The sequence below is a fragment of the Paraburkholderia sp. BR14312 genome (assembly GCF_040948675.1).
Lineage (GTDB): Bacteria > Pseudomonadota > Gammaproteobacteria > Burkholderiales > Burkholderiaceae > Paraburkholderia > Paraburkholderia nodosa_A.
Genome location: NZ_JBFPKI010000001.1, coordinates 186944 through 206221, shown reverse-complemented (window position 1 = coordinate 206221; position 19278 = coordinate 186944). Strand labels below are relative to the sequence as shown.

Genomic DNA, 19278 nt, shown 5'->3' with positions numbered 1-19278 from the left:
CGTGCAACCACGCTAATTGCGTTCCAGAACAGGCGTTACGGGTGCCAGCGATAGACCACGACGCTCGATCCGTTGTAGTTGTCTTTCGTGACGACGTACTCGCCGGTCGAGCGCAGGTACGCGCGAATGCCATACATCGAATCCACGTCGTTGCCGACATCCATCGCCGTCGGGTTCGAGTTCGTCAATGTCGTGACGAGACTGCCGGTGTTCAGGTCGAACACGTCGATATTCGGCACCGTATGCACGTAGCCGACGAACAGGTAGTGGCCCGCTGCCGCGATCGATTTCGGATTCGCGCTCGTGAGATCGATCACCGGGCTCGGCGCGCTCGTGTTGCCCGCTTTCCAGCCGTGATAGATCTCGATGTGCCCGTTCATGGCTGTCCAGTCCCAGCTTCCCGCAATGCCCTGCGCGAGGATCATCGTGTCGCTGTCCGACTGGTAGATGATGCGTGTGAGCGGGCGCACGGTTCGCGGGATCTGGATCGTGCTGGCGGCGCCCCATGATGGCTTGCCGTTCGCGTCGAAGCCGGTCAGCGGGTAATGGTAGATCTGGTTGGTTCGGTCGAGCCCGGCCCAGACGTCGCCATTGCCGTCGATCGCGAAGCCGCCCGTCACCTTCGTATACGTATTGAACGCCTTGCCGGGAATGGACCCGTCGGGAATGGCAATGTACCCGCTCGACGGCTGGAAATGAAAGAAGTTGAAGGTGTCGGGATTCTGCCCGGAGGCGACGAGAATGCGGTTGCCGCCCACCACCACGAGTTGCCCGAACAACTGGCCGCGCTGATAGTCGTTCATGTTCAGGCGCGGGTCGGCCGGCCAGCTGAACGGATCGATCGTATTCGCTACGAACGCGCCGCCTGCTGTACCCGTGTAGATGGTGTTCCCGCTGTAGAAGTCCGCGCCATCGGTTGCCGGGTCGGGCGCCGCGATCGCCTCGAAATTGAGCGCTTGCAAAGTCCACTGCAGCGTGCCCAATGAGTTGTACGAATGAATGTCGGTGCTGCCGTTGCGGCCGAGGTCCCAGTCGCCGCCCCATGCGTTATTGAGCACATACAGATTGCCCGCTGCATCCTTGCCGATACCGACAACGCGCGTGAAGCGCTTGTCGCCGACCTGCCCCTTGATGCCCGTCGTGGTGTCCAGATAGCCGCCCTGCACGCCGAGCGTGCCGACCAGCGCCGGCATGCCGGTCAGGGCATAACACTTGATGTTCATGTCGGGCCCCTCGTCGCCAACCAGTAGCCGGTTCGTCGGTGCGTCGAAATAGAGTGCAGAGGGCCGGGCGCCAGCGGCCATCTGGATCGTGCTCATCGGCGTGCCGGCCGGGCTGAACTGTGCGACTACACCTGCGTTTTCGCGCGCGACCCAGACGTTGCCTGCACCGTCGATTGCGAGTGCGCCGGGTTGCTGGACGCCGATGTCGCGCTGCCAGACGCCGTCGGTCGTATAGACCCGCACGCGCTTGCCGTAGTAGTCGCTGGCGTAAAGGAGTGTGCCCGCTGTCGCAAGACCGGTAATCACATCCGCGTTCTGGATGCCGGTCCAGGTGCTCACGGCAATGCGAAGGTCGCGCGTGTTCGAGCTTCGGTTGTAGCGGCCTACCGATCCGCTGCCGTACGCCCGGCTATAACCGAGCGCGACGAAGATCGACGTCGCGTTGCCCGTGATCGCACTGCCCTGGAACTCGTCGTGCGCGCCGATGGTGCCGAGCGTTGCGCCGTTCTGATAGCGCGCGACCCCGCCCGCGTTTTCGTCCCAGCGCGATGACGTATAGATGACACCCTCGGGCGCGACCCACATCGAGCGCGCGCCGTTACCGACGTGTGCGACGAGCGTGCCAAAGCTGTTGGCGAGCCAGTCGGTCGTGTATTGCGCATGACTGGCGGGCGCAATGGCGGCGACGAAAAGACCCAGCAATGCTGCGCGAATCCGGTTGTTGAACATGCGCTGGGCTTCCCATAGACATCGCGCCGCGATGGCGTGAATCGCGGCGCATAAAGTGACCGATGTAGAAGCTACGCCGCAATCGGGAGGTCGTGCTGTGTGAGCGCGTGTACTTGTTGCAAGGCGGCACGATCAGCAAAGGACCCTTTGCGTCATGTCGTGATTCCATGCTCTGCGACGCGATCATCGCTGCGCCGCGTGCGCCGCGCGAAGTCGCAGATTGGGCGCACAGGCTGGGCATGGCGGAGCGCACGCTACACCGCGCGTTCCAGCGCGAGACCGGCATGACGCTCAGGCGTTGGCGCCGGCATGCGCGGCTCTTTCTGGCGCTCGGGTCATCGGAGCCACGCAACGGCACACCGTTGCCGCTTCGCTCAATGCCCAGGCGAGCGCGCGCCGCTCGCGCGCAAAATCAACCGCACCACTTCCTCGGTACTCGCTTCGAACCCAGCCGATGACAGCGCGCGCTTGCCCGAGAGCGCGCGAATTTGGGCCTCGAAATCGGCATAGTGCTGCGTGGTCGCCCAGATCATGAAAAGCAGCGTCTTCGGATCGACGGGGGCGAGCAAGCCTTCGGCAATCCAGCGATCGATCAGCTTCACGCGCGTTTCCATCCACGGCTTCACACGTTTGAGCAGGATGTCCTGCATATGCGTCGCGCCGCTGATGATCTCGTTCGCCCACACTTTCGACCCGAGCGGTCTGCGCCGCGAGAGTTCCATCTTCGCGCGTACATAGCCGCCAATGGCCTCCACCGGATCGTCGCTCGCATCGAACGTGTTGGCGGCCGCGTTCCATTCCTCGAACAGATCATCGAGCACGCGCCAGTAGAGCGCGAGCTTGGTGGGGAAGTAGTAGTGCAGATTCGCCTTCGGCAGGCCCGCGCGCTCCGCGATCAGCGCCGTGCTTGCGCCTTCGAAGCCTCGCTCGGCGAACACGGCCTCCGCGCAGGCGAGCAGATGCGCTTCGTTCGACTCGCGAATGGCGGCTTTGCGTCGGCGCGGCTTGTGCGTTGCGTCAGCGGCTTCCCGTTCGTGAGCCGTGCCGCGCATCGCGTGAGTCGCGGCTTGCGTGGTGGGTTCGTCGTCGCGCATGATGGTCAGTCCGTTCAGTAGGGAAGAGGCGGCGCACGGCTGCCGCGCCCATGTCGGCTTCATTGTAGTCACGATGTAAGCGCCTCGTGCATTCACCGCTCTCGGGGAAAACGCGCGGAGTGCTGGCGCGTTTTTCGCGCACTGCAGCATCGATGGCACGCTTCTCGCTGGTAACACCGCATTGAATTCGCGAAGTTTATCGTCTACAACCTGTCCAATCGGACAGGATTCGCGGGGCGAGGTTTTGGGAGTCGCGATGCGCCAATCGAGCGTGCACCGCCATGGCGCTTCTCGCCCCAGAAGGTGGCAAGAATGCACGTTTGACGAACACGGACAGGAGGACACGCATGAACGCAGTAAGCGAAGCCGCGCTGACGACCGCGATTCACGTGAACGGCCAGCGTTTGTGGGACAGCCTGATGGAGATGGCGAAAATCGGTGCCACGCCCAAGGGCGGCGTGTGCCGTCTCGCGCTCACCGATCTCGACAAGACAGGGCGCGATCTCATCGTCCAATGGGCGAAAGAGGCCGGCTGCACGGTGAGCGTCGACCAGATGGGCAACGTGTTCATGCGCCGGGCGGGGCGCAACAACGACCTGCCGCCGGTGATGACCGGTTCGCACGCCGACTCCCAGCCCACGGGCGGGCGCTTCGACGGCATCTACGGCGTGCTGGGCGGCCTCGAGGTAATCCGCTCGCTCAACGATCACGGCATTCAAACCGAGCGCCCCGTCGAAACCGTGATCTGGACCAACGAGGAAGGCTCGCGTTTCGCGCCGGCCATGGTCGCCTCCGGCGTGTTCGCGGGCGTCTTTACGCTCGACTACGGCCTCTCACGCAAGGATATCGATGGCAAGACCATCGGCGAGGAGCTGCAGCGCATCGGCTATGCAGGTGAACTGCCGTGCGGCGGCCGCAAGATACACGCGGCGTTCGAACTGCATATCGAACAGGGGCCGATACTCGAAGCCGAAAATAAAACGATCGGCGTCGTCACGGACGCGCAGGGCCAGCGCTGGTACGAGGTCGTGCTCACGGGGCAGGAGGCGCACGCGGGTCCGACGCCCATGCCGCGCCGCCGCGACGCACTGCTGGGCGCCTCGCGTGTCGTGCAACTCGTGAACGAAATTGGCCTGCGCCACGCGCCGCTGGCCTGCGCGACGGTCGGCATGATGCAGGTGCATCCGAATTCGCGCAACGTAATTCCGGGCCGCGTGTTCTTTACCATCGATTTCCGCCATCCCCAGGACGACGTGCTCGCGCAGATGGACGCCGAGCTGCGCGAAGGAATCGAAAGGATTGCAGAACAAGGCAAGCTCGAAACGCAGCTCGAGCAGATTTTCTATTACGCGCCGGTGCCGTTCGACAAGGCCTGCGTGAACTCCGTGCGCGCGGCGGCGGAGCGCTTTGGGTACTCGAACCGCGAGATCGTTTCGGGCGCGGGCCACGACGCGTGCTATCTCGCGACGGTCGCGCCGACTTCGATGGTGTTCGTGCCATGCATCGACGGCATCAGTCACAACGAGGTCGAGGACGCGACGATCGAATGGATCGAGGCGGGCGCGAACGTGCTGTTGCACGCCATGCTCGAACGCGCGAGCGAACCCGGCTGACGCCGTTGACGCCAAAGCAAGCGGCCTGAGAGCCGCGCTGTCTTTCACGCTTTCCCCACGTACCGGCTGCGCGAGCCATGCACAGCCGGCGGACCCGTGTTTTGCCTCGCAAGGAGCATCCGGATGTCCCAGTCCAACTCGAATGCCGCCGACGGCATCGCGCCTGGCCGCCTCACGGCCGAGCAACTCGGCTGCAACTTTGCCGATGTCGCGCCGCCACTGTCCCCCAATGCGGCCGTCATTGCCGCCGACCGCTGCCACTATTGTTACGACGCGCCGTGTGTGGCGGCTTGCCCGACTGGCATCGACATTCCGGGCTTTATCCGCAGGATCGGCAACGGCAACCTCAAGGGCGCGGCGCGCGACATATTGAGCGCGAATCCTCTAGGCGGCACGTGTGCGCGCGTGTGCCCGACTGAAATTCTCTGCGAAGGCGCGTGCGTCCGGAATCATCAGGATGGCGAACCGGTTAGGATCGGCGCTCTTCAGCGCCATGCCACCGACTTTCAGATGGCGCGCGAAGCCGCTGGTGCGCCGCCGCTCTTCAAACGCGCGAGTGAGACGGGACGGCGCGTTGCCGTGGTCGGGGCCGGACCGGCGGGGCTCGCCTGCGCGCATACGCTTGCGCTCGCGGGGCATCGCGTGAGCGTGTTCGACGCGGGCGAGAAGCCGGGCGGCCTCAACGAATACGGCATCGCGGCGTACAAGGTCGTCGACGATTTCGCGCAGCGCGAGGTGCAATGGCTGCTTTCCATCGGTGGGATCGAAATACGTCAGGGCCAGCGGCTTGGCCGCGACATCACGCTTACGGAATTGCGAGCCGCGTATGACGCCGTGTTCATCGGCGTGGGACTCGGCGGCACGCAAGCGCTTGCCAGTGAAGGCGAAGCGCTCGACGGCGTGCGCGACGCTGTGGAATTTATCGCACGCCTGCGCGAAGCCGACGATCTTTCCACGCTTGCGGTGGGCCGCAAGGTGGTGGTGATCGGCGGCGGTAATACGGCCATCGACGCCGCTGTGCAAAGCCGCAAGCTGGGCGCGGAGCAAGTGATGCTTGCGTATCGCCGCGGCGCGGCGCAGATGAGCGCCACCTGGGCCGAGCAGGAATTCGCACGCGCACAGGGTGTGGTGCTGGTCGAATGGATGAAGCCGCTGCGCATCACTGGCGACACCCGCGTGCAGGCTGTGGAGTTCGAGCGCACGGCGCTCGATGCGGGCGGCGCGTTGCGCGGCACCGGCGAAATCGTGCGTGTGGAAGCCGACATGGTCCTGAAAGCCATTGGCCAAAAGCTCTTGCCCGAAGGCCTGGTTGGCCTCGACGCCCTGCAACTTACTGCAGGCGGCGCGCGTATTGCCGTGGATGCAGACGGTGCGACCTCCATCGAAGGCGTCTTCGCGGGCGGCGACTGTGCGGGCCATGGCGCAACCGATCTCACCGTGCAGGCCGTGCAGGACGGCAAGCTCGCCGCGCGTGCAATCGACCGCTATCTCGCGAATCAGTCCGCCAGAGCCGCTTGAACTACGCAGTTCGATCGAGCCGAACGACACACCGAATCCAGACAATACGAAGGAGTCGCATCATGGCCGACCTGGGCTGCACGATTGCCGGCATTGAATCGCCGAACCCATTCTGGCTCGCCTCCGCGCCGCCGACCGACAAGGCCTATAACGTCAACCGCGCCTTCGAGGCGGGTTGGGGCGGCGTGGTCTGGAAGACACTCGGGCTCGACCCGCACGTGGTGAACGTGAGCTCGCGCTATGGCGCCACCACGTGGCGCGGCCAGCGCATTGCGGGGTTGAACAACATCGAGCTCATTACCGACCGCCCGCTCGACGTGAACCTTAAGGAAATCGCGCAGGTGAAACGCGACTGGCCAGACCGGGCGCTCATCGTCTCGCTGATGGTGCCGTGCACCGAGCAGGACTGGAAGTGGATCTTGCCGCAGGTGGAAGATACCGGCGCCGATGCGGTGGAGCTCAATTTCGGCTGCCCGCATGGCATGAGCGAGCGCGGCATGGGCGCGGCCGTGGGGCAGGTGCCCGAATACATCGAAATGGTCACGCGCTGGGTGAAGGAGGGCACGCGCCTGCCTTGCCTCGTGAAACTCACGCCCAACGTGACCGACATACGCCACGGCGCGCGCGCGGCGATGAAGGGCGGCGCGGACGGCGTCTCGCTCATCAATACGATCAACTCGATCGTGGGTGTCGATCTCGACGTGATGGCGCCGCTGCCGACTGTGGATGGAAAAGGCACGCACGGCGGCTACTGCGGCCCCGCGGCGAAGCCCATTGCGCTGCACATGGTCGCGGAAATCGCGCGCGACCCGCAAACGCACGGCTTGCCCATCTCCGGCATCGGCGGCATTTCCGACTGGCGCGACGCCGCCGAATTCATCGTTCTGGGCGCGGGGAGCGTGCAGGTTTGCACCGCCGCGATGCACTACGGATTCCGAATCGTCAGCGATATGATCGACGGCCTCTCCAACTGGATGGACGACAAGGGCTACGCGAATCTCGACGCCATTCGCGGCCGCGCCGTGCCCAACGTCACCGACTGGCAGTACCTGAACCTGAACTACGACATCAAGGCGCGCATCGATCAGGACCGCTGCATCCAGTGCGGTCTCTGCCATATCGCCTGCGAGGACACCTCGCATCAGGCCATCACCGCAATGCGCGACGGCAAGCGTCACTTCGAGGTGGTCGACGCCAACTGCGTCGGGTGCAATTTATGCATGCACGTCTGCCCGGTCGACCAATGCATCACGATGGAGCGCGTCGACTCGGGCCGCTACGCGAACTGGACCACGCATCCCAACAACCCGGCGCGCGTGGCCGATCCGAAAGCCGCCTGACCCATTGAAACAGAACTGAACCGAACCAGACCAACGACAAGTCACGGAGAACTGCAACCATGAGTCAGCCATTGACAGGCGACGCCAGCGCGCGCCGCGCCGAAAGCGAGTTATACAACGACGATCTCGCGCCAACCGGCGCAGCGCAGCGCACGTGGCGCTGGTATCACTTCGGGGCGCTCTGGGTGGGCATGGTGATGAACATCGCCTCGTACATGCTCGCGGCCGGACTCACCGAGCAGGGCATGTCGCCATGGCAGTCCGTGCTCACGGTGCTGCTCGGCAATCTCATCGTGCTCGTGCCGATGCTGCTGATCGGCCACGCAGGCACGAAATACGGCATCCCCTACGCGGTGCTGGTGCGTTCCTCGTTCGGCACGCAGGGCGCGAAACTGCCCGCCATGCTGCGCGCCATCGTGGCGTGCGGCTGGTACGGTATCCAGTCGTGGCTCGGCGGCAGTGCCATCTATACGCTCGCCAATATCCTCACGCACAACGCACTGGTGGGCGACGCGCTGCCGTTTCTCGGCATCTCGATCGGCCAGGGCGCGTGCTTCCTCGTGTTCTGGGTGCTGCAACTCTATTTCATCCTGCACGGCACCGACTCGATCCGCTGGCTCGAAAGCTGGTCCGCGCCCATCAAGGTCGTGATGTGCGTGGTGCTCGTGTGGTGGGCCTGCTCGAAGGCGGGCGGCGTGGGTTCGATGCTCTCGCAGCCTTCCCAGTTTGCCGCTGGCGGCAAGAAGGCAGGTCTCTTCTGGGCGACGTTCTGGCCGAGCCTCACGGCCATGGTGGGCTTCTGGGCCACGCTCGCGCTCAACATTCCCGACTTCACGCGCTTCGCGAAAACGCAAAAGGACCAGTTCGTGGGGCAGGCCATCGGTCTGCCCATTCCGATGGCGCTGCTTTCGGTGGTCTCGGTCGTCGTGACTTCGGCCACGGTGGTGATCTACGGCAAGGCGATCTGGGACCCCATCGATCTCACGAGCCGCATGGAAGGCGTGGGCGTGGGCATCGCGCTCGTCATTCTCACGCTCGACACGATGTGCTGCAATCTCGCCGCGAATCTCGTCGGCCCGGCCTACGATTTTTCGAGCCTCTGGCCCAAGGCCATCTCGTACAAGGCGGGTGGGCTCATCACCGCGGGTATTGCCATCGTGATGATGCCGTGGAAGATTCTCGCCACCACGCAGGGCTACATTTTCACCTGGCTCGTTGGCTATTCGGCGCTGCTCGGACCGGTGGCGGGCATTCTCATCGTCGATTACTTCCTCGTTCGCGGCACGCGCCTGAATACGGCTGAGCTATTCGAAGAGAACGGCGAATACGCCTACTCGAACGGCTGGAATATGGCGGCCGTCATCGCGCTGGTCCTGGGTGTGCTGCCCAATCTGCCGGGCTTTCTCAACACCGCATTTCCGAGTGTGTTTCCGTCCGTGCCCGACGCGTTCAAAAGCATTTACACCTATGCATGGTTCGTGGGGCTCGCAATTGCGGCGCTCGTCTACGGCGTGATGATGAAGCTCGGCAAGAGCCGGCGACCGAGCGTGGCGAGCGCGTGAGTCGTGGCAGCGTGAATTCGTTCAACTGAAGGAGACTGGGCATCATGGCGATCCTGATTCGAGGCGGCACCGTCGTCAATGCGGACAAGAGCTGGCGGGCGGACGTGCTCTGCGAAAACGGCGTGATCCAGACCGTCGGCGAAAACCTCGACGCGCCCGCGGGCGCGACCGTGGTCGACGCAGGCGGCCAGTATGTGATGCCGGGCGGCATCGACCCGCATACGCACATGGAGCTGCCGTTCATGGGCACGACGGCGAGCGACGACTTCTACACGGGCACGGCGGCGGGCCTCGCGGGCGGCACGACGTCGATCATCGATTTCGTGATTCCCAACCCGAAGCAGCCGCTCATGGACGCGTTTCGCGAGTGGCGCGGCTGGGCCGAAAAAGCCGCCGCCGACTATGGCTTCCACGTGGCGGTCACGTGGTGGGACGACAGCGTGCATCGCGACATGGGCCTGCTCGTGAACGAACACGGCGTGTCGAGCTTCAAGCACTTCATGGCGTACAAGAACGCCATCATGGCCGACGACGAGATTCTCGTGAACAGCTTTGCGCGTTCGCTCGAACTGGGCGCGCTGCCTACTGTGCATGCCGAGAATGGCGAACTCGTCTTTCAGTTGCAGCGGCAACTGCTCGCGCGTGGCTTCACGGGGCCCGAGGCGCATCCGCTCTCAAGGCCGCCCGAAGTCGAAGGCGAGGCGGCGAACCGCGCAATTCGCATTGCGCAGGTGCTGGGTGTGCCCGTGTATATCGTGCATGTTTCAGCGAAAGACGCGCTCGAAGCCATCGCCCGCGCGCGCAGCGAAGGGCAACGCGTGTTCGGCGAGGTGCTCGCCGGGCATCTGGTGATCGACGAGTCCGTATATCGCGACCCAGACTGGACGCGTGCCGCTGCCCATGTGATGAGCCCGCCGTTCCGCACGAAAGAGCATCGCGACGCGCTCTGGCGCGGGCTGCAAGGCGGACTGCTGCACACCACGGCGACCGACCACTGCGTGTTCTGTGCATCGCAGAAGGCAATGGGCCGCAACGATTTCACGAGGATTCCGAACGGATGCGGCGGCGTGGAGGATCGCATGGCGGTGCTGTGGGACCAGGGCGTGAATACGGGCCGGCTCACGCCGAACGAGTTCGTGCGGGTGACCTCCACGAACGCCGCGCAGATCTTCAATCTGTATCCGCGCAAGGGCACGGTGGCTGTCGGCGCCGATGCCGACCTCGTCGTGTGGGACCCGCAGGCCACGCGCACGATCTCGGTGAAGACGCATCATCAGAACGTCGACTTCAACGTCTTCGAAGGCATGACGGTGCGGGGCGTCCCTACGCATACGGTCTCGCAGGGCGAACTCGCGTGGGCCAACGGCGATCTGCGGGCGCGGCGCGGTGCCGGGCGTTACCTGAAGCGGCCTGCGAATCCCGGCTATCTGCAGGCGTCGCGGCTTGCGAAGAGCTTGAAGGAGACGCAGCCGGTGCATCGGGAGGGGGATGCGACCAGTTAGGCGAGAGGGCTCGGTTAGTCTGATCGACGGCAGCGTGCCGTTTCAAGGGACCAGAATTCTCACGTAGTTGATCGGGGCGTGATCCGCGAGGTCACGCACCATGACGTCACCGATGCGCCACGCGTATTGGAGCAGATAGTCCTCCCGGGCGGCGGCGCGGTCCGCTTGCACGAAAGCATCGTCGGCGTGCGGAGCCAGTTTGCCTTCGCGCGTGATGTAGTTCGACGCTCCCGCGTGAACGTATCCTCCAATGGGCGGTGGCAAGTCGGTGACGAGATCGCAGCAGTCGACATAGCGCCTGATGCCGACCGGGCCAAGGGTGGCGATAAACGTCGCGTCGCCTACGCGTGGCGAACCGAATGTCACGAGGGCGTTGGGCGTGCAAAGGCTGGCAAAGAGCGTGGCGATGGCCGCACCGAGGCTATGACCTGTCAAGATGAGCTGTTTTCTCGTCGGCGCGGTCTCGTTCAACCAGTTGCCGACTGCTTCGCGCAAGCCGCGGGCGGCGCCTGCAAATCCAGCATGAACCTGACCGGCGCTTTCCGTCCACTTTGTCATGCTGATTTCCAGGTCTGTTGCGATATCGGTGAGTGACTGCGGTTCCGTTCCCCGGAACGCGAGCACGGCGAGGCCATCGGAGCGCCTCACGGCGCCGAAGCCATGCGTGTCGTCATCGGCATTGTTGAAGGGAACAGCGCTTTCGAAACCCACGAGGGCGAGCGCTTGTTCGAGCCGCTGAAGTTCAGCGCCGCCTTGTTCGTAGCGTATATAGGCAAGCCGCGCGAACTCCGCGCACAGCCCGTCGATTTCGTAGTTGCTACCGGCAGTGAACACTGGAGGCCTGAGCTGCGGTGAGTTGAGCGCGTCGCGTGATGGGTCGTAGGGGATAGAGCACATGTGCACCTCCGTGTGCAACCGCTAATCAAAAGCGCTGATTCTGTATCGCTTGTTGTTAATTGTTTTATACACAATGGAAAACGGAAATTTACTCAGAATGAGGCCTATCAGAAATTCGTTGTTGCAGTAGACCTCCTCTGGCCCGACGGCCTGGATGGTATCCAATAGTGAGTGTTGATCGCCCTTGAATTCCACGTGGCAATCCACCTTCCATTCCTGTTTCAGGTTCAACGGGTAGGCGAGATCGTCGATGGCCAACGTCTTCTTGTAGCGTTGATCTTCCAGTAGCGCCGCTTCTTCCTTCACGAAATCATCGAGGCATTGGCGGCTGGTGACATACCGCTCCCATGGCAATACTGCGCGCACCGAAGAGCAATCTTTGTAGTGGTCCGCATCCGTTCGACTATCGACGTGGTGCACCAGCGTCAGCACTTTGATCAAAGACTCGTCTTTAACAAACGAAAGCAAATACTCATAGCAGTTGGCCAGCGTATATCCAACGCCGGCAACATCGTCCACCAGCAGGATTCTCTTGCCTTCCTTGACGCAGGCATCGACAAGATCAAACACTTTCTTGTTGTTGATTTCAGCTTTCGCTTCCCCACGATCGTAGTGTACGAAGTCGACGGGCAGGCCCAACATCTGCGAAAGCATCAGGGCCGGGATGGCGCCTCCGCGCAGGATGCCGAGTATCAAACCGATGTTTTCCCGAACCAGTTGCTCTCTTTTGGACAGGCAAAAGGTCTCTATGTCGTCGTAGCCATAGAAGTAGACGGGAAGTCGGGCAAATTCTGTGTTCACCTGATTTCGTTCCTTTCACCTACAGTGTTACGCCAGGCGCTTTACTGCGTGTGCGATCCGCTGACCTGCTTGAGCGTCGGATCGAGCAGCGCAGCCTTGACGTCGAGCGAAGACGTTTGCCCGAGATTCGCATAGTTCGTTTTGAGCCACACGTCCGCTACCTCGCGTCCACGATCGAACAGCGTTTTGAACAGCGACCAGGACGTGCTGCTCTTGGAGACGAAGCCGAACTGCGCGAGAAAGTCGTCGTCGCGAATCAGGTGAAACCGGACGGTCTTGAAGCGGCTTTGGCTCGCGGCTTCCTCGCCAACCGAATCGAGCACGCGGTTGACGGCTTCGATCGCGTTGATCTCCAGCACCACGGAAGCGTTGAACCCGATTTCGTTGAGCCGGTTCAGAATGCCGCGCGCATTTTTCGGCGGCATGTCGTGGCGCCTGAACGGATTCACAAGGATCAGGATCAGGTCCTGGGCATGGGCGATCAACGGCGCCAAAGGCGGATTGCCCAGATAGCCGCCGTCCCAGTACGGTACACCGTGGAGGTTCACGGTGCGGAATTCGCTTGGCAGGCATGCGGAAGCGCGCAGCACGTCGACGGAAATTTCGGGTTGCGTAAAGAGGGTGCGCTCGTTGGTTCGCACGTTCGTCGCGCAGATGAAAACCTGCGGGCTCCCGTTCTTCGCGTTGAGCGTGGAGAGATCCGTTTCCGTGAGCGAGGAGCGGATCACCGGGCCGAGCGGATCGCGATAGAAGGGATTGTTGTAAGGCGAAGCAACGAGTCCCACGATCTCCGAGAAGATGGCGCCAGGACTCCAGTCGATATTCCAGCCGCCAAACGGCCCCGGCTCGGAAAAGCCGAAGAGCGCATTGCCGGCCTGCTCCCCGGCGCGCGACACCGCTTCCCAGAAAGTACGCAGTTTCTCGCGCGCTTGCGTGACTCCCCCGCTGGCCAGGCCCGCCGCGCAGAGCGTCGCGTTGATTCCGCCCGCGCTCGCGCCGCTGATCGCCTCGACACTGAACGGCGTGCCTTGCGATGTCGATTCCAGCAATCGATCGAGCACGCCCCACGTGAAGGCGCCATGCGAGCCGCCGCCTTGCAGGGCAAGCGCGACTTTGGGGCCGGACTGCTGCACGCCGCTCGTGGATTCCGCTGTCGCCATGGCTCCTCTCTCGTCGTCATCGCGTTGCCGGCAATCGTACGCGCGAGGGGGAATGCGCGTGCTGCAAATGCCGCCTCAGGAACCGGCGAGGGCGGGCGGCGCGGCCTTGAGCGCGTGGGTTATCAGCGCGATCGCCGCACGCTCACCGGCCGGATCGGCCGGAATTCTTCCGTCGAGCGCAAGCGTCGCCAGACCGTGAACCAGCCCCCAGCAGGCGAGCACCCCCGCCTCGACGCAATGCGGCGCGAGCTCCGCCACGTTGCGTGCCATCAGCGTATAGGCGCCCCGGCAATCCTCATGGGGCAAGGCGAGTCCTGCCCCGTCCGCGAACATCAGCCGGAACAGTGCAGGATGCGCGCGGGCGAAGCCAACGTAGGCCACGCCCTGCGCCTCGAGCGCTTCGCGCGCGTCGTGGGCCTCGTTCGCGCGCGCGGCGCCTGCCTCCAGCATGGCAAAGCCCTTGAGCGCGACGGCGCCCATCAGCGCCGCCTTGTCCTCGAAATGGCGATAGGGCGCCATCGCCGAGACGCCGGCGGCCCGCGCCACGGCACGCAGGCTGACGTCGCTTTCGCCCTGTTCGAGCAAGGCCAGCGCGCAATCCACCAGACGGTCGCGCAGGGACAAATTCGAATCGCTCATTGGTTGTTTACACTGTAATCAATCGGGACTATGCTTACAGCGTAAACAAACGGGAGCCGCCATGCAAGCCTCTGCTACCCGCAGGTCCGTCGACCTCAGCACGTACCCGAATCTCGTTGTCATCATCCTGGGCTTTCGCGTGCGCCGGATGCGGGGGATCGCGACGTTGTTCGGCATCGGCAAAGGCTTGCGGCAAATCGATTTGAATCCCCCAGACGGATTGCTCTCCAGCGAGCAGTTCCTGTTCGCCCTCAACCATGTCGGTATCCGCCAGTATTGGCGCGACCTCGAAAGCCTCGAAGCGTTTACCCGTAGCGCGCCGCATTCGCGCTGGTGGGGCGAGTTTCTGCGCGACAGCGGCGGCGCGGGCTTCTGGCATGAAAGCTATAGCCGTCAGGGAATGGAGGCGGTTTATATCGACATGCCCGGCCCCGTGGGCTTCGATCGCTTTGCGCCGGCACGCCAGCCGACCGGCCCTTTTATGAGCGCGCGAAAGCGCATGGCGGCGGACTAGATCAGGGCGCCATTCACTGCGTCGTCTCATGTACCGCGACGGGCCCGCCGCAAGCGCCTTCATGTGCGCCCTGGTTATCGAACACCTCGATATCCTCGTGCAGAATGCGCCGGATTTCAAAAATCGCCTCGGGGGTTTCCTGAACACTATGCCCCGAAACGATCACTTTTTCGGAGAGAGCGCCGTCGAGATGCGCGCTGCGATAGGGGACGACCCCGTCATCGGAATCTTCGAGCGGGCCCGTCTCGCGGCGTCGCGCAACGATCGAGTGAAAGCACACATCGGGGCTGATCGGCAGGCGTGAAATCGACTGGATGATCGGATCGGTCTCGCGCAGCTGCTCAATGCTGTTGGGAACCATAATGGTCTTTCCCGCGCGCTGGGTGCTATCCGCATTAGTGGCGCTCTGCAGCATCTCGTCGATCTCCTTCAGCAGCGCAATCGGCAAGCGCACGAGGTTTGCAACCCAGCGAGACAGGCGATTGCTCGCGAACGGCGTGCCGCGGTGTGGCGTGGCGATGAAGATCGCGCGCTCGACCTGCGGCATCGGCGTAAAGCGCAGCAGGCGATTGAGTCGCTCATCCTCGCGGATGATGTCGACCCCTTCGGGCAGGTACTTGTTCTGGACGGTTACCCACAGAACGTCGTCGGAGGAAGAGACGAGCAACCGCGCGAGGACGCCGCCCATGCTGTGCCCGATCAGCACCATGCCGTTCGAAGCCGGCAGCTTGCCTGCGGGATCGAAATGCGCGAGCGTCAGTTGCACCGCCTGCCTTATCCTCGCAAGGTTCACGAGAATGGGCACGTTGGTCGGGTAATAGACCTGCCAGACCTGGAAATGCTGGCGCAGCATGTCGTCGCCCTGAATGTCGTTGGCGACGTTGACCCATGCCTCGGGGCTGCTGGCCAGGCCGTGCAGCATCAGAACGATGCGCCGGTCCGGATCGAACGGTTGCATCATGTAAATGCGCGGACGATCGATGCCCCTCGTGCGGCCGAGCAGCGAACGCAAGGACTGCCTGGCAAATCCGGAGCGGGCGAGCCAGATGCCATAGCCCGCGCTGAAGTTGGCCGCGAGCGGCACGGTCTCGCCATTGATCTCTACGCTTTTTACGCGAAACGGATCGTAGGCGGAGAACACCACCTCGTGCGAAGCGAGCAGTTGCTCGAGCGTGCCATTGCCAAACAGCAGCAGTGCGGTGACGTTCGGTGAAGGCATTTCATTGAACGGACGCGAGCCGGGCGCGAACCAGAAGGTTGAGCCTGCGTTCGCATTCGCATTCGCATCGTCTTCAGCCGTTGTCGCTGCGCTGTTGGTCGTGGCGCTATCCGGGTCGGGCTGGGCGGGCTGTGTGACCGCAACCAGATCCGCGCCGAGGCCGTCACGGCGATAGGTATTGTGGAGTCCCGCGAACGACAGGCCCGTGGCGGGAATGACTTCGCTGAGTTCGCGTACGCCCTCGGGCAGCCGGACCTCTCTCAGGTCGATATGAATGGTCCAGCCTGCGATGAATTGATTTGCCGGATCGCGATGGCCGTTGGTCGTTTCAGCGGTGCCGCGCAGAAACAGCGCGCCGGCAAGCTCCTGGACCGCATAGTTGTAGTAGTCGCGAACCTGCGTCTGGCGGTCCTCGAAGGCCCGTTCGCCAGCCGTGCGCTGGCCGAGGAACAGAAACGCGTACGCGTATCGCGCTGTCTTGAGCCACGAATCGAATTGAGTGTCGGTCCAGGGGGTGCCGGCAGGCGGCGTCTGCTCGAGCGCCATCTGCAGCGATAACTCGGCGAGGCAGGCGAGGCGCTGTCCGGTACTGAGTCCGCCGACGGTTGCGATCGTATCGATACACGCTTGCGGCGCGCTCTGGCACGAACTTTCGTCGAGGGCCGCGACCCGCAACGTGGCCTGTGTCGCCGCGCTCAGCTGGCCGGTCGAGAGAATGTCTCCGCGACGCATGGCAAAGTACTGCTGCGGGCCGAGCGAGTTCACGCGCACCATCGCGCAGCCGCAGAGCAGCGCGGCAGCGAGGAGGGCCGACAGATTGGCCAACACATGGGCTAACGGCGGGCAACGCGGCATGCGGGATGGGTAATTGCGCGTCATGAAGGATCCAGGCCATTCGCGCAGTCCCGCACGTGCGTGTGGCAAATGAGGGACGGCGCAGCGCGGTGGCCGGCAGACCGATGTATACCAGCCTGATCTGGATCGCGTTCGCACGGTGATCCGCGGCCGACGCCCATGCGCTCTCCCGGGTTGACTCGCGCCGCTGGCATCAACAGACTCTAGTCATCACCGATCCTGACGGGAGCGAACTTGGCCAACCCGGATCTTGTTGCAAGCGAGCCGCAGGGCGCGCATGTCGTCGCCGCGCAGGCGAGCCCGTGCGACGCGCTCGTGATCTGCGCGCAGCCCACCTCAGTCGACCGTCCGTGCCGGCGCAAGCGTCTCGCGCTCGCGGCGACGATCCTGGGGTCGAGCATGGCGTTCATCGACGGCTCGGTCGTCAACGTCGCACTGCCGTCCATTCAGAGCGAACTCGGTGCGAGCGTCGCGGCGATCCAATGGGTCGTCAACGCGTATCTGCTGTTTCTCGGCTCGCTCGTGCTGGTCGGCGGGTCGATGGGGGACAAGCTTGGCCGCCGCACGGTGTTCATCGCGGGCATTGCGCTGTTTACGCTGGCGTCGGCGGCCTGTGGCCTCGCGCCGAATGCGGCTGCGCTGATCGCCGCACGCGCGGTTCAGGGCATCGGCGCGGCGCTGCTCGTACCCGGCAGCCTCGCGATCATCGGCGCGGTGTTCGACGGCGAAGCGCGTGGCCGGGCGATCGGCACCTGGGCGGGCGTCGGCGCGATCACGTCGGCGGTGGGGCCCGTGGCGGGCGGCTGGCTCGTCGATGCATTTTCCTGGCGCGCGATCTTCTTCCTGAATGTCCCGCTCGCCGCGCTCACGATCGCGCTCGCCATGTCATCGGTGCCCAACAGCCAAAGGCTCGATGCGCCCGGGCAACTCGACTGGCCGGGCGCGCTGGCCGCGGCGGCAGGCCTCGCCAGTCTGACTTTCGGGCTGACCCAGGCGTCGGCGCGAGGCTTCCAGCATCCTTTCGTGCTGGTTGCAATCGGCGCCGGTGTGCTCGTGCTCGCCGCGTTCGTGATGATCGAAGCGCGCAGCGCCAATCCCATGATGCCGCTCGATGTGTTCCGTTCGCGCGACTTCACGGGCGCGAATCTCGTCACACTGCTGGTTTACTTCGGGCTCGGCGGCGCGTTCTTCTTCCTGCCGTTCACGTTGATCCGCGCGCATGGTTTTACCGCGACCGAAGCCGGCGCGGCGCTGTTGCCGGTGCCCGTCATCATCGGTTTGCTGTCGCGCTTCACCGGTGGACTGACGAGCCGCTTTGGCTCGCGCGCGCTGTTGACCGTTGGCCCGGGCGTCGCCGGGCTAGGGTTCACGCTATTGGCGCTGCCGCTCGTGCACGGCAGCTACTGGAGCGGATTCTTCCCTGCGCTCGCGGTGCTCGGCCTCGGCATGACGATCACCGTCGCGCCGCTCACCACGACCGTGATGGGCGCGGTATCGAGCGAGCGCACCGGCGTCGCCTCCGGCATCAACAACGCCGTTGCGCGCGTGGCGAGCCTGCTGGCGGTAGCGGTGCTCGGCATCGTGTTCGTGTGGTCGCATCACGCCGCGCTAGCCGCGCGCCTCGACGCATCGCACGTGACGGTGGACGCACGCCAGATCGGACAACTGCTGGAGCCGGACGGACAAGATAGGCCCGCATCGGACGGCGCCGGCACGCCGCACGCAACGTTGGTGGCGCGTGCGCAAGCGGAGGCCATGCTAGACGCGCTGCGTGCCGTCGCCGTTGTGTCCGCCGCGTGCGCGTTCGCTGGAGCGGCTATTGCGGCGGCAGCCATACAGCCGCGGAAATGAATTGCGAACGTTTGCAATCGAGCTAATGCGTGGAGATGACGCTTCAGCCCTCTTTCCGGCACGAAATCGGACGTCGTCGAATACGAGGTGCCGATGATCGCGATACTCGGCAGACCGGCATCGCGGGAACTGGACGAACGGGATTTGCAGGCGCCGCTCGAAGCGGAAGACGACGTGGTCGTGCCGAAAGCCCATCCGTTCGGCACGATGGCTTCGCGTTGAGGCTTTCGGTCCGGGTAATCAATCCTGCGGGTGCCTGCGATCAGGCCTTCAGCAGTTCGGACGCGAAGGTATTCGCATGCGCTACGGCCTCGTGCGCATTCGGGAACACGCCGAGCTGCTCCCAGCGTTCCTCGACCGCGTAGGTGCCTTTTATCGCGAGCGCCCTCTGCACGCGCAATTGCGCTGCGTACCCGCCGTCCTCGAGGGGGCGAGCCGTCGCGATGATCCTGTGCGGGGGGCCGGATCGTTCCGGTTGAACCAACTGGGCAGGACCGCCGGGTATGCCGACATCCTTCAACTCGTTCCGGGCGTTGCAGTCCGGGCAGTAGAAGCACCACCCGTCGTCCTCGTGACTGGCTCTGACCTGACCGCGAGCCAGCACGGCACGGCATTCAACGTTTTCGCAGATGAACGGCATCGCAGTCTCCGAAGTTGTTTGAAGGGAGCCTAGCACGTCCTCCGTCGGTCAACCATTGGCGATGTTGCCGGCCCGGCGTCAAGGAAAACCCTCAAGCACGGGCCCGACGCCGGGTCGGCTC

General features: G+C 63.8%; 16 protein-coding genes. 8 read left to right on the top strand and 8 right to left on the bottom strand.

Going from position 1 to position 19278, the window contains the following annotated elements:
- Positions 1-35: 35 nt before the first annotated feature.
- Both AB3X98_RS00860 and AB3X98_RS00855 read right to left on the bottom strand, forming a co-directional pair.
- Entirely contained in the window at positions 36-1952 is a 1917-nt protein-coding gene (locus tag AB3X98_RS00860; RefSeq protein WP_368603191.1) for an SMP-30/gluconolactonase/LRE family protein, read from the bottom strand.
- A 374-nt stretch (positions 1953-2326) separates the two neighbouring features.
- On the bottom strand, positions 2327-3004 hold the full coding sequence (locus AB3X98_RS00855) for a TetR/AcrR family transcriptional regulator (protein WP_256094511.1): 678 nt from the start codon (positions 3002-3004) through the stop codon (positions 2327-2329).
- A 389-nt stretch (positions 3005-3393) separates the two neighbouring features.
- On the opposite strand from AB3X98_RS00855, the gene AB3X98_RS00850 reads away from it, so the two are divergent.
- The 5 genes from AB3X98_RS00850 to hydA all read left to right on the top strand — a co-directional run bounded on the left by AB3X98_RS00850 (position 3394) and on the right by hydA (position 10581).
- Positions 3394-4659, top strand: coding sequence for a Zn-dependent hydrolase (locus tag AB3X98_RS00850; RefSeq protein WP_069262157.1), 1266 nt, complete (start codon positions 3394-3396; stop codon positions 4657-4659).
- Positions 4660-4782: 123 nt separating this feature from the next.
- Positions 4783-6177: an NAD(P)-dependent oxidoreductase gene (locus AB3X98_RS00845; protein ID WP_368603190.1), complete on the top strand. Its 1395-nt coding sequence runs from the start codon at positions 4783-4785 to the stop codon at positions 6175-6177.
- Between the two features lie 62 nt (positions 6178-6239).
- Entirely contained in the window at positions 6240-7517 is a 1278-nt protein-coding gene (gene preA, locus AB3X98_RS00840) for an NAD-dependent dihydropyrimidine dehydrogenase subunit PreA (RefSeq protein WP_368603189.1), read from the top strand.
- A 59-nt stretch (positions 7518-7576) separates the two neighbouring features.
- On the top strand, positions 7577-9079 hold the full coding sequence (locus tag AB3X98_RS00835) for an NCS1 family nucleobase:cation symporter-1 (protein ID WP_069262154.1): 1503 nt from the start codon (positions 7577-7579) through the stop codon (positions 9077-9079).
- Between the two features lie 44 nt (positions 9080-9123).
- Entirely contained in the window at positions 9124-10581 is a 1458-nt protein-coding gene (gene hydA, locus AB3X98_RS00830; RefSeq protein ID WP_368603188.1) for a dihydropyrimidinase, read from the top strand.
- A gap of 42 nt (positions 10582-10623) precedes the next feature.
- On the opposite strand, the gene AB3X98_RS00825 is transcribed toward hydA, so the two are convergent.
- From AB3X98_RS00825 to AB3X98_RS00810, 4 genes are all read right to left on the bottom strand, one after another.
- Positions 10624-11478 carry a lipase family protein gene (locus tag AB3X98_RS00825; protein ID WP_368603187.1) on the bottom strand — a complete coding sequence of 285 codons (855 nt, stop codon included), beginning with the start codon at positions 11476-11478 and terminating at the stop codon, positions 10624-10626.
- Between the two features lie 21 nt (positions 11479-11499).
- Positions 11500-12279, bottom strand: a complete 780-nt coding sequence (locus AB3X98_RS00820) for a phosphoribosyltransferase (RefSeq protein WP_368603186.1) — start codon at positions 12277-12279, stop codon at positions 11500-11502.
- Between the two features lie 41 nt (positions 12280-12320).
- Complete coding sequence (locus AB3X98_RS00815) at positions 12321-13439, bottom strand: patatin-like phospholipase family protein (RefSeq protein WP_368603185.1); 1119 nt, start codon at positions 13437-13439, stop codon at positions 12321-12323.
- A gap of 75 nt (positions 13440-13514) precedes the next feature.
- The gene (locus AB3X98_RS00810; protein WP_069262149.1) at positions 13515-14078 is read right to left on the bottom strand and encodes a TetR/AcrR family transcriptional regulator; all 564 of its coding nucleotides are present in this window, start codon (positions 14076-14078) and stop codon (positions 13515-13517) included.
- Positions 14079-14139: 61 nt separating this feature from the next.
- On the opposite strand from AB3X98_RS00810, the gene AB3X98_RS00805 reads away from it, so the two are divergent.
- Positions 14140-14592, top strand: a complete 453-nt coding sequence (locus AB3X98_RS00805; RefSeq protein ID WP_368603184.1) for a DUF4188 domain-containing protein — start codon at positions 14140-14142, stop codon at positions 14590-14592.
- A 13-nt stretch (positions 14593-14605) separates the two neighbouring features.
- On the opposite strand, the gene AB3X98_RS00800 is transcribed toward AB3X98_RS00805, so the two are convergent.
- Positions 14606-16690 carry an esterase/lipase family protein gene (locus AB3X98_RS00800; protein WP_368603183.1) on the bottom strand — a complete coding sequence of 695 codons (2085 nt, stop codon included), beginning with the start codon at positions 16688-16690 and terminating at the stop codon, positions 14606-14608.
- Between the two features lie 210 nt (positions 16691-16900).
- Between AB3X98_RS00800 and AB3X98_RS00795 the strand changes: the two genes are divergently transcribed.
- Positions 16901-18517, top strand: a complete 1617-nt coding sequence (locus tag AB3X98_RS00795; protein WP_069262147.1) for an MFS transporter — start codon at positions 16901-16903, stop codon at positions 18515-18517.
- 93 nt (positions 18518-18610) lie between these two features.
- Entirely contained in the window at positions 18611-18739 is a 129-nt protein-coding gene (locus AB3X98_RS00790) for a hypothetical protein (RefSeq protein WP_256094492.1), read from the top strand.
- A gap of 40 nt (positions 18740-18779) precedes the next feature.
- On the opposite strand, the gene AB3X98_RS00785 is transcribed toward AB3X98_RS00790, so the two are convergent.
- A complete protein-coding gene (locus AB3X98_RS00785) occupies positions 18780-19157 on the bottom strand; it encodes a hypothetical protein (protein WP_069262146.1) in 378 nt (125 codons plus the stop codon).
- Positions 19158-19278: the final 121 nt, after the last annotated feature.